This window comes from Streptomyces sp. 2323.1 (assembly GCF_900221035.1).
Taxonomy (GTDB): domain Bacteria; phylum Actinomycetota; class Actinomycetes; order Streptomycetales; family Streptomycetaceae; genus Streptomyces; species Streptomyces sioyaensis.
In genome coordinates this window covers 6,085,772-6,100,661 of sequence record NZ_LT907981.1, presented here as the reverse complement: position 1 = coordinate 6,100,661, position 14,890 = coordinate 6,085,772, and the positions used below count along the sequence as shown (strand labels likewise).

The 14,890-nt window shown below is 70.6% G+C and carries 9 protein-coding genes, 1 tRNA gene and 1 pseudogene; 3 read left to right on the top strand and 8 right to left on the bottom strand.

What is annotated here, in order from left to right:
- Positions 1-24: 24 nt before the first annotated feature.
- The gene (locus tag CPH93_RS26270; protein ID WP_159395056.1) at positions 25-1,143 is read right to left on the bottom strand and encodes a hypothetical protein; all 1,119 of its coding nucleotides are present in this window, start codon (positions 1,141-1,143) and stop codon (positions 25-27) included.
- Positions 1,144-1,725: 582 nt separating this feature from the next.
- Positions 1,726-2,382 (bottom strand): ANTAR domain-containing response regulator, encoded by a 657-nt coding sequence (locus CPH93_RS26265; protein WP_096214253.1) that lies wholly within the window; start codon positions 2,380-2,382, stop codon positions 1,726-1,728.
- Between the two features lie 95 nt (positions 2,383-2,477).
- Here CPH93_RS26265 and CPH93_RS26260 point away from each other — a divergent pair.
- Positions 2,478-2,552 (top strand) — tRNA-Leu (locus CPH93_RS26260).
- 109 nt (positions 2,553-2,661) lie between these two features.
- A pseudogene (locus CPH93_RS26255) lies at positions 2,662-3,432 on the top strand (transcriptional regulator); the annotation flags it as partial.
- A gap of 55 nt (positions 3,433-3,487) precedes the next feature.
- Here CPH93_RS26255 and pyk read toward each other — a convergent pair.
- From pyk to CPH93_RS26225, 6 genes are all read right to left on the bottom strand, one after another.
- Positions 3,488-4,924, bottom strand: a complete 1,437-nt coding sequence (gene pyk / locus CPH93_RS26250; RefSeq protein ID WP_093482661.1) for a pyruvate kinase — start codon at positions 4,922-4,924, stop codon at positions 3,488-3,490.
- Between the two features lie 146 nt (positions 4,925-5,070).
- Complete coding sequence (locus CPH93_RS26245) at positions 5,071-5,775, bottom strand: SIMPL domain-containing protein (RefSeq protein WP_096214252.1); 705 nt, start codon at positions 5,773-5,775, stop codon at positions 5,071-5,073.
- Between the two features lie 202 nt (positions 5,776-5,977).
- Complete coding sequence (locus CPH93_RS26240) at positions 5,978-7,426, bottom strand: lysine N(6)-hydroxylase/L-ornithine N(5)-oxygenase family protein (protein ID WP_096214251.1); 1,449 nt, start codon at positions 7,424-7,426, stop codon at positions 5,978-5,980.
- The gene (locus tag CPH93_RS26235) at positions 7,423-8,838 is read right to left on the bottom strand and encodes a pyridoxal phosphate-dependent decarboxylase family protein (protein WP_096214250.1); all 1,416 of its coding nucleotides are present in this window, start codon (positions 8,836-8,838) and stop codon (positions 7,423-7,425) included. Before CPH93_RS26235 ends, CPH93_RS26240 begins: the two co-directional genes overlap by 4 nt.
- Before the next feature lie 199 nt (positions 8,839-9,037).
- Positions 9,038-11,578, bottom strand: a complete 2,541-nt coding sequence (gene pepN / locus CPH93_RS26230; protein WP_093482665.1) for an aminopeptidase N — start codon at positions 11,576-11,578, stop codon at positions 9,038-9,040.
- 445 nt (positions 11,579-12,023) lie between these two features.
- Complete coding sequence (locus CPH93_RS26225) at positions 12,024-12,902, bottom strand: helix-turn-helix domain-containing protein (protein ID WP_093482666.1); 879 nt, start codon at positions 12,900-12,902, stop codon at positions 12,024-12,026.
- Positions 12,903-13,067: 165 nt separating this feature from the next.
- Here CPH93_RS26225 and CPH93_RS26220 point away from each other — a divergent pair, with 165 nt between their 5' ends.
- Positions 13,068-14,888, top strand: coding sequence for a glycoside hydrolase family 35 protein (locus CPH93_RS26220; RefSeq protein WP_096214249.1), 1,821 nt, complete (start codon positions 13,068-13,070; stop codon positions 14,886-14,888).
- The last annotated feature ends 2 nt before the right edge of the window (positions 14,889-14,890 follow it).

The window sequence follows — 14,890 nt, the reverse complement described above, 5'->3', positions numbered from 1 at the left end:
CGCCAGGAAAGGCGCCGGGCCGCGCTACTGCGGTGCGGGCTCCTGATACTTGAAGTAAGTGACCGGCGTGCTGGTCTGCGGAGACTGCACATACACCCGGGCAGGGATGGCCCTGAGATGCTCCTTCTCCGGAGTACCGGGAGCCTTCTCGGTCCCCTGATAGTCCACGAACAGGTAACCGATGTAGTAGGCACCGTCCCGCCTGCCCTGCAAACTCCCCTTCGTGTTCGCCGGGAACTCCACCTCCGTCTTGTCCTCCTGCGAAGTCATCTGCCGGTTGAGGGAAGTCGAGGAGTAGCTGTACGTGAAACTGACCTCCAGCGCGCCCTCGCCCCCCTTCCCCCCATCAGCCGGAGTGCTGGTCAGCTTGGGCGTGAACTTACCGCCCACCGACCAACCCGACGTCGAACTGTTCTCCTCGGTCACCTGCCCCCCGACCGTGTACGTCTTCTTCCCCCCACCCGCCATACCGCTCCCACCGTCCACCTTCGGATACTTGGAACCGGACGTCGGATCGAGCTTTCCGACGAAAACGCACGGATTCGCCTTCGCAGTATTCTGCGGCGCACCCTCGTAGTGGTAACTGCCATTGCAGTACGACTTCGCCGAGTTCGTTTCGCTCATCGCCTGCGCGATGTTGTTGTCACTCGTGCTCTGACTGGTCTCCGGCTCCGTGATCGACGAATCCGCAATCTGCCTGGCAGCATCCGCAATGAACTGCGGCGGCTTCATACCATCCGCCCTCGGGACCTTGTTGCCATCCTTGTCGATCACCATGCCATCCGCGTAGTCCTTCGCCGCCTGCTTGGCATCCTTCAGCGCCGTCCCCACGTCGTACTGGGCCTGCACATCCCCCAGGGCAACGGACTTGATATTGCCCTTCGCATCCTGATCGATCCCCGTCGGATAACCCATCACGCTCTCCGACGGCCGGACAGGCGCCCACTGCTCCATCGCCTTGAGGATGTCGTCCTCCGACCCGTAGACCTTCGAGTCGTCGATCTGCTTCGGGCTGTCGGCAGCCACAGCCGGTGCCGCGGTACCCACCAGGGGCGCCGCGCCCAGAACGGCCGCGACCAGCACAATGGCACCTCTGGCCGCTCGTCTGGACACCCGGCGCGGAGAGGCAGCTGAATTCGTCATGGTCGTATCTCCCTTACGTCCTGAAGAGACGAAGCCGCACAGCCTCGCCTGCTGCGGTAACTACGAAGGCGCCCGAAATGACGCCGAGGCACCTCGGAACAGCAGCAACGGAACCAGCCAGGAAGACCACAAGCGGGCGATTACGCTCGCCTTGCCCGCCGAATTTCAGGCAGGCGACCTCAGTGGCAGGGTGCGGAATTACTGTTCCTCGAAGAGGTCCACATTCGGGGAATTCCTCCTCTCGACATCAGTGGAGAGGGAAGCCGCACCGCAGTGGTTCCACGGACTTCTCGGTAACTTCCGCAGGATTCAGGGAAAGGACGCGCAGGGCCACCCGAAAGGCCGGTGCGGCAGACGCCGGCCAGCAGATTCACGAAGCGCGGAACGCCAGCTGCCGGCCATGATCAGCGGAGCGACCACCCGCAGGCGAGGCGGCCGTCCACGGAGAATCGTGGATCACAGCTACGGCGCGGGCGAAAACAACGAGCGGGCCGAGCAAGGGCCGCCGGCAGTGCGGCCCCGCTCCGGGCCGTACCGGTCAACCGGCCGGTCAACCGGTACGGAGCCGCTCACACAGCGCAGCTACTCGCCGTTCTTCTGCTGCTTCTTCTCCTCGGCATCCTCGATGACCGCCTCGGCCACCTGCTGCATCGACAGCCGGCGATCCATCGACGTCTTCTGAATCCACCGGAACGCCGCCGGCTCCGTCAGCCCGTACTGCGTCTGCAGAATGCTCTTCGCCCGGTCCACCAGCTTCCGGGTCTCCAGGCGCTGAGTGAGATCCTCGATCTCCTTCTCCAGCGTCCGCAGCTCGGTGAACCGGCTCACCGCCATCTCGATCGCCGGAACCACATCCGTCTTCGAGAACGGCTTCACCAGATACGCCATCGCCCCCGCGTCCCGCGCCCGCTCCACCAGCTCACGCTGCGAGAACGCGGTCAGCATCAGCACCGGCGCGATGCTCTCCTCGGCGATCACCTCGGCCGCCGAGATACCGTCCAGCACCGGCATCTTCACGTCCAGGATCACCAGATCGGGGCGGTGCTCGCGGGCCAGGTCCACGGCAGTCTGACCGTCGCCGGCCTCGCCCACGACGGTGTAGCCCTCCTCCTCCAGCATCTCTTTGAGATCGAGACGGATGAGGGCCTCGTCCTCGGCGATCACGACGCGCGTGGTCAGCGGCGGGACGTGCGACTGATCGTCATCGGCGACGGGCTGCTCGGGCTCGGCGGCGCTCACGGGACTCCTCATTCCAGGCAGGTGGTGCCCCATGAGCCTACCTAGCTCCTGTAGGGTAGGACCACGCAGGGCAGCAGGTATCCTCCCTTTCTAAGGCCCCAGTACTCCAACTGGTTAGAGAGGCGGCTCTCAAACAGCCGAAAGTGTGGGTTCGAATCCCACCTGGGGCACTTTCTCTTCGATTCGAAGATAGCGCGATGGTCGTTCACCGCCACCCGTTCCGGTGATCGCACAGTTGAAATCGCCACAGGTGGCACTCTTCTCGCCATCCTCGCGTGCATGTACGACATTGCAATGCGGCAGCAAGCCCTCGCCCTCGTCGCCCAAGGCCGAAGCCTCAACTCCGTAAGCAAGCAGACCGGGATATCCCGGTACGCGATCCGCTCGTGGCAGACGCGGATCGAGCCGGTTTCCCGCAAGACGGAATGCTCACGATGCGAGCAAGTGCCGCGACAACCCGAGGCCACCACGGCATACGCGTACCTGCTCGGCCTCTACCTCGGAGACGGCTGCATCAGTAAACAGCCTCAGAACCGGGGGTATGCGCTACGGATCGCGTGCGCGGATGCGTGGCCGGGCCTCATTGCGGCATGCCGGCAGGCAGTAAAGACAGTCCGCCCCATGAACAGCGTATGCGTCATCCAGCGCGAGGGCTGCGTCATGGTGACGAGCTACAGCCACCACTGGCCCTGCCTGTTCCCCCAGCACGGCCCCGGCAAGAAACACGAGCGACCGATCGTCCTCGAACCCTGGCAACAACAGATCGTGGACGCACACCCCTGGGAATTCCTCCGCGGACTCATCCACTCCGACGGCTGTCGCATCACCAACTGGACGACCCGGATGGTCGCCGGCGAGCGCAAGCGCTACGAGTATCCGCGGTACTTCTTCACGAACATGTCCGCCGACATCCTGCGGCTCTATACGGACACCCTCGACAAGGTCGGTGTCGAGTGGAAGCCGGCGCGGCAATCCCGCGGCGCGCAGAACATCTCCGTGGCGAAACGCAGTTCCGTCGCCCTCATGGACAAACACATCGGGCCGAAGTACTGGCAGGGACGGCAGTCAGGTACCTCGGCCCAGCGGGAGCGCGGTGCGGGTGGGGCTACTTCGGGGAGTCGTCCTCGCCGATGTGGTGGACGCGGACGAGGTTGGTGGAGCCGGGGACGCCGGGCGGGGAGCCGGCGGTGATGATGACGACGTCGCCCTTCTGGCAGCGGCCGAGGGCGAGCAGGTGCTCGTCGACCTGGGCGACCATCTCGTCGGTGGAGTTGACGGTCGGGCCGAGGAAGGTCTCCACGCCCCAGCTGACGTTGAGCTGGGCGCGGGTGGCCGGGTCGGGGGTGAAGGCCAGCAGGGGGATGGGTGAGCGGTAGCGGGAGAGGCGGCGGACGGTGTCGCCGGACTGGGTGAAGGCGACGAGGAACTTGGCGCCGAGGAAGTCGCCCATTTCGGCGGCGGCGCGGGCGACGGCGCCGCCCTGGGTGCGGGGTTTGCTGGTTTCGGTGAGCGGCGGGAGGCCTTTGGCGAGGATGTCTTCCTCGGCGGCTTCGACGATGCGGCTCATCGTGCGGACGGTTTCGGTGGGGTATTTGCCGACGCTGGTTTCGCCGGAGAGCATGACGGCGTCGGTGCCGTCGATGACGGCGTTGGCGACGTCGGAGGCTTCGGCGCGGGTGGGGCGGGAGTTGTCGATCATCGAGTCGAGCATCTGGGTGGCGACGATGACCGGTTTGGCGTTGCGCTTGGCGAGCTTGATGGCGCGCTTTTGGACGATGGGGACGGTTTCGAGGGGCATTTCGACGCCGAGGTCGCCGCGGGCGACCATGATGCCGTCGAAGGCGGCGACGATGTCGTCGATGTTGTCGACGGCCTGGGGTTTTTCGACCTTGGCGATGACCGGCAGGGTGCGGTTTTCCTCGCGCATGATGCGGTGGACGTCTTGGATGTCGCGGCCGCTGCGGACGAAGGAGAGGGCGATGATGTCGGCGCCGTAGTGCAGGGCCCAGCGGAGGTCGTCCTGGTCTTTTTCGGAGAGGGCGGGGACGGAGACGGCGACGCCGGGGAGGTTGAGGCCTTTGTGGTCGGAGACCATGCCGCCTTCGATGACCTTGGTGTGGACGTGGGGTCCGTCGACGCCGATGACTTCGAGGGTGACTTTGCCGTCGTCGACGAGGATGCGTTCGCCGGTGGTGACGTCGGCGGCGAGGCCGTCGTAGGTGGTGCCGCAGATCTGGCGGTCGCCTTCGACGGCGGGTTCGACGGTGATCGTGAACTCATCGTCGCGTTCGAGAAGTACGGGGCCTTCGCGGAATCGGCCGAGTCGGATCTTCGGGCCTTGAAGGTCGGCGAGGATGCCGACGGTGCGGCCGGATTCCTCGGCTGCCTTGCGGACCCGGTCGACGCGTGCTTCGTGGTCGGTGTAGGTGCCGTGGCTGAGGTTGCAGCGGGCGATGTCCATTCCGGCGTCGACGAGGGCTTTGATCTGCTCGTACGAGTCGGTGGCGGGGCCCAGTGTGCAGACGATTTTTGCTCGGCGCATGTTTCGACTCTATGACTTACCGGGCGGTAGGGAACGGTAGGAAAGTGTCTGCTCAACGAGGGCTTGATGAAAGGCTGTTGACAAGTCTTGGAATGCGCGCGACCCCGCTCCGATGAGCGGAATTCCGCCCTGGGCGCGGGGTGGTCTCACAGTGCGGGACGGGTCATCGTAAAGCGTGCGTTGACGTGGGCGTAGACGACCTGGCGCTGGGGTTCGAGGTCGAGGGCGGGGGCGGTTTCCTGGGTGGCGCCGCCGTAGCCGGGGACGGAGCGCATGGCGGGGGCGGCGGTGGGGGCGGCGTTCTCGGCGCCGAGGTCGGCGATTTCGAGGAGGGCGTCGAGGCGGGCGCCGACGGCCTCGGCGTATTCGCGGGCGCGCTGGACGGCTTCGTGGACGGCTTGGGTGCGGGCGGCGCGGTGGGCGGGTGAGTCGGGGCGCAGGGCCCACCAGGGGCCGTCGACGCGGGTGAGGTCGAGGTCGGCGAGGCGGGTGGTGAGTTCGCCGAGGGTGGTGAAGTCGTTGAGGGTGGCGGTGTGGGTGACGCGTCCGTGGTAGGCGCGGATGCGTTCGTGGCGGCCTTTTTCGGTGAGCTGTGGGGTGAGGCTGAAGGTGCCGGTTTCGAGTTTTTCGATGGCGTCGCCGTAGGTCTTGATGAGGGTGAGGGCTTGTTCGTTGCGGCGGGTGAGGTCGGTGAGGGCGGCGCTGCGGTCGGTGCCGCGGGCGCTGACGGTGACGGCGATGCGGGCGATTTCGGGGTCGGCTTCGAGGCGGGCTTCGCCGCGTACGGCGAGGCGGGGTGTGTCGGGGGTGCCGTAGGGGAGGGCGGGGGTGCCGTCGGCGGGGTCGGTCATGGGTGCCTCCGGGTGGTGGGGTGGGCTGCGGCTGAATCTACGTGCGTTGCCCACGCGGGTGGAGGCTTTGGTTCGGGTGTGCCGGCGTTCTCCGGCCGGGGCGGGGATGCCACTCGCCCCTTAGAGGTCATGGTGTGCCGGGGTTCCGAGACCGGCTGGTGGCCGGTGGCGGCGGCGGTGCCGGGGCATCGCCGCCGCTGGGTCAGCCGCGGGGGACGAGGGTGGAGCCCTGGCGGGGGACGGTGCCGGTGCGGCCGGCGGGCGGGGCCTGTGGAAGGCCGAAGGTGGTGAAGGCGGTGCGGGTGGGGAGGGGGTAGGGGGTGGTGTCGGTGAGGGAGTTGAGGATGGTGGCGCTGCGCCAGGCGGCGAGGCCGAGGTCGGGGGTGCCGACGCCGTGGGTGTGGGTTTCGGCGTTCTGGACGTAGATCGCGCCGGTGACGGAGGGGTCGAGGACCAGGCGGTGGTTCACGTCGATGCGGGGGCGTTCGGCGGAGTCTCGGCGTACGTAGGGGTCGAGGGCGGCGAGGAGGGTGTCCATGCGGCGTTCGCGGTAGCCGGTGGCGAGGATGACGGCGTCGGCGGTGAGGCGGGTGCGGGTGCCTTGCTGGGTGTGGTCGAGGTGGAGTTCGACCTTGGTGTTGCCGACGCGGCCTGCGGTGCGGACGCAGACGCCGGGGGTGAGGGTGGCGTCGGGCCAGCCGCCGTCGAGGGTGCGGCGGTAGAGCTCGTCGTGGATGGCGGCGAGGGTGTCGTGGTCGATGGCTTTGTGGAGTTGCCATTGGCCGGGGACGAGGGCGTCGCGGACGCGTTCGGGGAGGGAGTGGAAGTAGCGGGTGTAGTCGGGGGTGAAGTGTTCCAGGCCGATTTTGCTGTATTCCATGGGCGCGAAGGCGGGGGTGCGGGCGAGCCAGTGGAGGCCTTCGCGGCCTGCGGGGCGGGCGCGGAGCTGGTCGAGGAAGATTTCGGCGCCTGATTGACCGGCGCCGATGATGGTGAGGCGGTCGGCGGTGAGCAGGCGGTCGCGGTGGTCGAGGTAGTCGGCGGAGTGGATGACGGGGACGCCTGGGGCGTCAGCGAGGGGGCGCAGGGGGACGGGGACGTGGGGGGTGGTGCCGATGCCGAGGACGAGGTTGCGGGCGTAGGTGCGGCCGAGGGCTTCGGCTTCGCCGTCGGGGTCGAGTTGGGCGAAGTCGACTTCGAAGGCTTCGCGTTCGGGGTTCCAGCGGACGGCGTCGATCTGGTGGCCGAAGTGGAGGGCGGGGAGGTTTTCGCTGACCCAGCGGCAGTAGGCGTCGTATTCGGCGCGGTGGAGGTGGAAGCGTTGGGCGAAGTAGAAGGGGAAGAGGCGTTCGCGGGTTTTGAGGTAGTTGAGGAAGCTCCAGGGGCTGGCGGGGTCGGCGAGGGTGACGAGGTCGGCGAGGAAGGGGACTTGGAGGGTGGTGCCGTCGATGAGGAGGCCGTGGTGCCACTGGAAGTTGGGGCGTTGGTCGTAGAAGGCGGTGCGGAGGTGGGTGAGGGGGTGGGCGAGGGCGGCGAGGGAGAGGTTGAAGGGGCCGATGCCGATGCCAACGAGGTCGAGGGGTTCGTCGGGGGCGGTGGTGCCCGTGGTGTCGGTGGTGAGGGGCGCTTCACGGGGCGGGGTGTTCGTCATCGGAGGGTCTGGCCTTCCACGAGGGTGAGCAGGGTGGTGAGGTCTCCGGGTTGGGTGTGGGGGTTGAGGAGGGTGGCCTTGAGCCAGAGCCCGGTGGGGGTGGTGGCGCGGCCGAGGACGGCACGGCCGTCGATGAGCAGGGTGCGGCGGACGGCGGCGAGGGTGGTGTCGGTGATGCCGGTGGGGCGGAAGAGGACGGTGCTGAGGGTGGGGCGGGAGTGGAGTTCGTAGAAGGGGTGGGCCTCGATGAGGTCGGCGAGGGTCTGGGCGGCGGCGAGGGTGCGGTCGATGAGGTCGCCGAGGCCGTGGCGGCCGAGGGCTTTGAGGGTGACGGCGATTTTGAGGATGTCGGGGCGGCGGGTGGTGCGTAGTGAGCGGCTGAGGAGGTCGGGGAGGCCGGCTTCGGTGTCGTCGTCGGCGTTGAGGTAGTCGGCCTGGTGGGCGAGGGGGGCCAGGGTGGTGGGGCCGGGGACGGCGAGGAGGCCGGCGGCGACGGGTTGCCAGCCGAGTTTGTGCAGGTCGAGGGCGACGGTGTGGGCGCGGTCGAGGCCGCTCAGGGTGGCGGCGTGGGTGTCGCTGAAGAGCAGGGCTCCGCCGTAGGCGGCGTCGACGTGGAGGCGGACGCCGTGGTGTTCGGTGAGGTCGGCGAGGGCGGGCAGGGGGTCGATGGCGCCGGAGTCGGTGGTGCCTGCGGTGGCGGTGAGGAGGAGGGGGCCGGTGTGTCCGGCGAGGTTGGCCAGGCAGGTGTGGACGGTGTCAGGGGTGAGGATGCCGTCGGGGGTGGGGAGGGTGAGGGGTTCGGGGAGGCCGAGGAGCCAGGCGGAGCGGTGGATGCTGTGGTGGGCGTTGGCGCCGCAGATGATCTGGAGGGGGCCGGCGGTGGGGTCGTTTGCCGCGGCGGCTTCGCGGGCGAGGAGCAGGGCGAGCTGGTTGGATTCGGTGCCGCCGGTGGTGATCAGGGCGTCGGGGGCGGTGGCCCGGGGGTAGACGAGTGCGGCGAGGGCGTGGCTGGTGAGGGTCTCCAGGGCGGAGGCGGCGGGGGCCTGGTCCCAGGAGTCCATGGAGGGGTTGAGGGCGCAGGCGGCGAGGTCCGCGGCGGTGGCGAGGGCCAGGGGCGGGCAGTGCAGATGGGCGGCGCAGTGGGGGTCGGCGGGGTCGGCGGCGCCGGCGGCGAGGGTGTGGACGAGGGTGCGCAGGGCGGCGTGCGGGCCGGTGCCGTGGTCGGGCAGGAGGGGGTGGCAGGCGTCGCGTACGGTGCGGGCGACGGTGTCGGGGCCGCCGGGCGGGAGGGGTCCGGCACGGTCCTCGGCGCCGGTGGTGAGGGCGTCGAGGACGGTGTCGAGGAGGGGGCGCAGTGCGCGGGGGCCGTTGGTGCCGCCTGCGAGGGCGGTGCCGGCAGGGGGCGCAGACATCAATGTGCTCTTCTGTCAGGTGAGTTGGGGCGGTCCCATACGGACGTGCCCTGAGGCGGCCCTAAGTTACTTTCCCTGTACAGCACGTATCTACTGGTTGCGGTCATACCACCCGTAAGTGGTACGGATGTTTACCGCGGGTGTGTGCGGGGTGCCGCCGGCTGCCGTTCCGGCGGCACCCGCTGGTGCCGGGCTGCGGCTACCGGGCGTCGGCCGCGGCGCGTATCTTCAGCGCCCGCCGCAGGTCGTCCAGCTGGTCGACCAGTTTGCGGCGCAGGGCGGGGGTCGCCTGGCCGTCGGCGAGGCAGGCCTCGCCGAGGCGGAGGGTCTCGTCCTCGACGAAGGTGTCGGGGAAGGCCTGGCGGCCGGCGGCGGCGGCGAGGGCGGGGCCGCGGGCGGCGGCGAGGGCGGGGGCGGCGGTGAAGTAGCGGGCCACGTAGGGGCGCAGCAGTTCGTGCTGTTCAGGTGCCCAGAAGCCGGTGGCGGTGGCGATGAAGAGGTAGTTGGACAGGCCGGCGTGCTCGTCGGTGGTGAACAGGGCGTCCCAGGCGGCCTGTTTGGCGGCCGGGTCGGGGAGGGCGGCGTGGCAGCGGGCGGCGCCTTCACGGCCGGTGGCGCCGGGGTCGCGGGCGAGTTCGGCGTCGATGGTCGCGCGGAGTGCGTCGAGGGGGCCGGCGCCGAGGGTGGCGAGCCGGCCGAGGATGCGCCAGCGCAGTTCGGGGTCGAGGTGGGGGCCGCCGGGGACGCTGCCGTCGTCGAGCCAGTCCTGGATGCCCTCGGGGGTGGTGGCGCTGTCGATGAAGGCCCGTACGGCGGTGAGCCGGAGCCCTGCTTCCGTGCCGTGGGCGGGGCCTTCGGTGCGGCGGAGGATGTCGCGGCTGAGGGCGGTGAGGGTGGTCAGGGCGGTGTGGCGTTCGGCGGCCGGGAGGTAGTGGTCGGCGATCTGGGTGCGGGCGAAGGCGAGGACGCCCTGGAGGATCGCGAGGTCGGTTTCGTGGGGGAGGTGGGTGCGGGCGGCGTCGAGGTAGGCGGTGGGGGCGAGGGCGCCGTCGCGGACCATGTCGCGGGCGGCGTTCCAGACGACCGCGCGGGTGAGCGGGTCGGGCAGGCCGGACAGCGAGCGGGCCACGGTCTGCCAGGAGGCCGGATCGAAACGGACCTTGGCGTAGGTGAGGTCGCCGTCGTTGAGGACGAGGAGGTCGGGGGCGGGCTTGGGGAAGGCGCGGCGGGTGCGGCCCTCTTCCGCGGGGATGTCCAGCTCGAAGCGGTCGCGCAGGACGAGCCGGCCGGGGTCGGTGAGGTCCTGGTCGTAGGCGCCGACGGCGATGCGGTGCGGGCGGCTGCCGCTGTGGTGGACGTCGAGGTGCCAGGTGTCGTCGCCGGTGGCGGCCTCGGGGGTGAGGGTGTCGACTCCGGTGGTGCGCAGCCAGCGTGCGGCCCAGGCGTGGACGTCGCGGTCGGTGGCGCGGCCGAGGGAGTCGAGGAAGTCGGCGAGGGCGGCGTTGCCGAAGCGGTGCCGGGCGAAGTGGTCGTTGATGCCGGCGAGGAAGTCCTTCTCCCCCATCCAGGCGACGAGCTGGCGCAGGGCGGAGGCGCCCTTGGCGTAGGAGATGCCGTCGAAGTTGAGGAGGGCAGAGGCGGTGTCGGGGACGTCATCGGGGGCCGGGGCGACGGGGTGGGTGGAGGGGCGCTGGTCGGCGTCGTAGCCCCAGCCCTTGCGGGCGACGGCGAAGTCGGTCCAGGTGTCACGGAAGCGGGTGGCCTCGGACAGGACCTGGTAGCCCATGTATTCGGCGAAGGACTCGTTCAGCCAGATGTCGTCCCACCACTGGAGGGTGACCAGGTCGCCGAACCACATGTGGGCCATTTCGTGGGCGATGACCATGCCGCGGGTCTGGCGTTCGGTGTCGGTGACGGCCGAGCGGAAGACGAACTCGTCGCGGAAGGTGACCAGTCCGGGGTTCTCCATGGCGCCGGCGTTGAATTCGGGGACGAACGCCTGGTCGTAGGAGTCGAAGGGGTAGGGCTCCTCGAAGATCTCGTGGTAGCGGTCGAAGCAGCGGCGGGTGAGGTCGAGGATCTCCTCGGCGTCGGCGTCCAGGTGGGGCGCGAGCGAGCGGCGGCAGTGGATGCCGAAGGGCAGTCCGGCGTGTTCGGTGCGGACGGAGTGCCAGCGGCCGGCGGCGACGGCGACGAGGTAGGTGCTGATCAGGGGGGTGGGGGCGAGGGTCCAGTGGCCGGGGTCGCCCTGGGTGGCGAGGCCGTTGCCGAGAACGGTCCAGTCGGTGGGGGCGGTGACGGTGAGGGCGAAGACCGCCTTGAGGTCGGGCTGGTCGAAGGCGCCGAAGACGCGTTGGACGTCGTCCAGGAACAGCTGGGTGTAGACGTAGCTCTCGCCGTCGGCCGGGTCGGTGAAGCGGTGCATGCCCTCGCCGGTGCGGGAGTAGCACATGGTGGCGTCCAGGCGCAGTTCGTGGGCGCCGGGGGTGAGGCCGGTGAGCGGGAGGCGGTTGTCGTCCAGGGCCGCGGGGTCGAGGGGCCGGCCGTCGAGGGTGGCGGAGTGCAGCTCGGCGGGTTTGAGCTCGACGAAGGTGTCGCCGGCGGTCCGTGCGGTGAACTGGATGACCGTATGGGACCCGAACCGGTCCGCGCCCCGGGTGAGGTCGAGGGCGATGTCGTAATGGTGGACGTCGATGAGTTGGGCTCGGGTCTGCGCCTCGTCGCGCTGCAGTGCGGGCATGGGGTCATGCTGCCGTACGGTCCGTGGGGTGTGCACGGGGGTTTGACAGGGTGGGGTTCCCTCCGGGTGGGGTTCCCTCCGGGGGTGGTCTGGTGGGTGCGGGTGGTGTGGTCCCCTTCCGGGTTGGTGGGGGCTCGCGTCCTGCGGGGTTCGTGAGTGCCGCTGGGGCCGGAGGGGACGCACCGGGGGCCGTCCTCGGCGCGGGCGCATCTGGTGCGTGGGATTGGTTGCCCCGTTGTTCGCTCCGGGTCCTGCGGGCGGCCCCCGGTGCATCCCCTCCGGCCTTCGTACGTGCCCGGCTGCGGGGCGGTGGCACCGCCCGTCAGTGACCATGCGGGCCCGGTACGTCCCCTCCGGCCCTCGTTCGTTCCGGGCTGCGGCCCGGTGGCACTGACCGTCACCGCCCACGCGGGCCACGCGCCATGCTGACCCTGGTACGCCCGGGTCAGCCGCCGACCAGCGGAGGGTCGTTCGGGTCCGGGATCTGGGTGGACCAGCCGCCGGGGACGTTGTGGACCTGGCGGTCGCGGAAGCGGATGGGGGCGGTGCCTACGCGGCGGGTGAAGAGGCGGCTGAAGTAGGCGGGGTCTTCGTAGCCGACGCGGCGGGCCACTGCGGCCACCGGGAGTTCGGTTCCTGCCAGGAGTTCCTTGGCGCGGCCCAGGCGGATGCCCAGTAGGTAGTCCTTGGGGCTGCAGCCGGCGCCGCGGCGGACGGCCGTGCGGAGTTCGGCCGGGGTCATGCCGTGCCGGGCGGCGTGTTCGGCGACGGAGAGTGGCAGGAACGCGTCGCGGGCCAGTGCCTGGAGGACGGGTTCGCCGTCGGCGTCCGTATCGGCGCGGGCCCGGCGCAGGGCGACCAGGAGTTCGTGGACGGCGGCGGAGGTCTCCACCTCCAGGAGCGGGTTGCCGCGGCGGGCCGCGCGGGCGATGCGTCCCACGGCCGCGCGCGCGGGGCCGGTGTCCGCGAGGGGGACGAGGGGGCGGTCGCGCTCGATGTAGCCGAGTTCGGTGTAGGTCTCGGCGGCGGGGCCGGTGAAGTCGACGAAGCTCTCGTCCCAGCCGGTCTCGGGGTCGGCGCCGTAGTGGTGCACCACGCCCGGCGTGATCCACAGCAGTGCGGGGGCGGTGACCTCGTGGCGGCGGCCGTCGGGGGTGGTGCACCAGCCGCGGCCTGCGCTGATGACGATGGCGACGTGGTGGTCGAGGGTGCGCGGGCCGACCGTCGGCAGGGTGCCGTGCTGGAGTCCGACCCCCAGGCACACCAGGCCGAGCCGGTGGTGGACCGGGTTGGGGGTGAAGTAGCGCATCCAGGTGTGGTACACGTCCGGGCCTCCCGTCGCCGCGTGCCTGTCCGTACCGCTCCGTCGAACCGTCCAACCGCAGCCGATCTTTGTCCATGGACCGTCACACCGCCAGAGGGCGAGGGTGACCGGAGACCGGGCACGCCCGGGCGGTGGCGCGCGGGAGACGACACAGGGGCGGGTGACGTGACGCGGTTCGAGGTGGGCGAGCGGGACTTCTTGCTGGACGGGCGGCCGGTGCGGCTGCTGTCGGGGGCGCTGCACTACTTCCGGGTGCACGAGGAGCAGTGGGGTCACCGGCTGGCGATGCTCCGGGCGATGGGCCTGAATTGTGTGGAGACCTATGTGCCGTGGAATCTGCACGAGCCGCGGCCGGGTGAGTTCCGGGACCCGGAGGCGCTGGGGCGGTTCCTGGACGCGGCGCAGGCGGCGGGGCTGTGGGCGATCGTCCGCCCGGGGCCGTACATCTGCGCGGAGTGGGAGAACGGCGGGCTGCCGGAGTGGCTGACCGGGCCGCTGGGGCGGCGGGTGCGGACGCGGGACGCGGCGTATCTGCGGGCCGTGGACCGCTGGTTCGGGCGGTTGCTGCCGCAGGTCGTGGCGCGTCAGTGCACGGAGAGCTCGGGGCCCGGCGGGCCCGGCGGCCCGGGCGGCGGGCCGGTGCTGATGGTGCAGGTGGAGAACGAGTACGGCTCGTACGGCAGCGACGGCGCGTATCTGGCGTGGCTGGTGGAGCGGCTGTGGGCGCTGGGGGTGCGGGTGCCGTTGTGTACGTCGGACGGGCCCGAGGAGCACATGCTGAGCGGGGGGTCGGTGCCGGGGGTGCTGGCCACCGTCAACTTCGGTTCCGGGGCGCGGGAGGCGCTGGCGGCGCTGCGGCGCCACCGGGCGGACGGGCCGCTGATGTGCATGGAGTTCTGGTGCGGGTGGTTCGCGCACTGGGGGCGGGCACCGGCGCCGCGCACGGCGCAGGATGCGGCGGCGGCGCTGCGGGAGATTCTGGAGTGCGGGGCCTCGGTCAATGTGTACATGGCGCACGGCGGGACGAGCTTCGGCGGGTGGGCGGGGGCCAACCGGTCGGGTGAGCTGCAGGACGGGGCGCTGCGGGCGACGGTGACTTCGTACGACTACGGGGCGCCGGTCGATGAACGGGGGCGGCCCACGGAGAAGTTCTGGCGGTTCCGGGAGGTGCTCGCCGAGTGGGCGGACGGGCCGCTGCCGCCGGTTCCGGAGCCGCTGCCGGGCCTGGCGGCTCCGGTGCGTGCGGTGCTCGGGGAGTGGGCGCCGGCCGGGGAGGTGATGGCGGCGTTGGGGGGTGCGGAGGTCGAGGGGGGCGGTCCGGCGACGTTCGAGGAGTTGGGCGTGGACCGGGGGGTGGTGCGCTACCGGCTGGCGGTGCCGGGGCCGCGGGGCCGGTATCCGCTGCGGGTGCGGGGGCTGCGGGACCGGGCGGTGGTGTCCGTCGACGGGGTGCCCGGGCCCGTGGTGGAGGCCGAGGACGCGCTGCTGGGGGAGGTGGCCGGGCCGGCGTCGGTGGAGGTGTGGGTGGGGTCGCTGGGGCGGGTCAACTACGGTCCGCGGCTTGCCGAGTCCAAGGGGATCGTGGGCGGGGTGCTGCACGAGCGGCAGTTCCTGCACGGCGTACGGTCGCGGGGACTGCGGCTGGATGCGCTGGAGGAGGCGGGGGCGCTGGCCAAGGTGCCGTTCCGGCCGGTGGCGGGGGCCGGTGGGGCCGCGGGGCTGTACCGGGGCACGGTGACGGTGGCCGGGCGGGCCGGGGATGCGGATCTGGTGCTGCCGGGCTGGCGGCACGGTTTCGCCTGGATCAACGGGTTCTGCCTGGGGCGCTATCGGTCCGTCGGGCCGCAGCAGGCCCTGTACGTGCCCGGCCCGGTGCTGCGTGAGGGCGGCAACGAGCTGTTGTTGTGGGAGTGGGAGGGCGCCCCGGCCCCCGTGGGGGAAGGGGCGGGGGCGCCCGGTCTGTATCCCTGCGAGGCAGGGAGCTGAGG

Coding starts and splice junctions, on each gene's coding strand:
- CPH93_RS26270 (WP_159395056.1), bottom strand. CDS start 1,143: ATGACGAATTCAGCTGCCTCTCCGCGCCGGGTGTCCAGACGAGCGGCC.
- pyk (WP_093482661.1), bottom strand. CDS start 4,924: ATGCGCCGAGCAAAAATCGTCTGCACACTGGGCCCCGCCACCGACTCG.
- CPH93_RS26245 (WP_096214252.1), bottom strand. CDS start 5,775: ATGACCGACCCCGCCGACGGCACCCCCGCCCTCCCCTACGGCACCCCC.
- CPH93_RS26240 (WP_096214251.1), bottom strand. CDS start 7,426: ATGACGAACACCCCGCCCCGTGAAGCGCCCCTCACCACCGACACCACG.
- CPH93_RS26235 (WP_096214250.1), bottom strand. CDS start 8,838: ATGTCTGCGCCCCCTGCCGGCACCGCCCTCGCAGGCGGCACCAACGGC.
- pepN (WP_093482665.1), bottom strand. CDS start 11,578: ATGCCCGCACTGCAGCGCGACGAGGCGCAGACCCGAGCCCAACTCATC.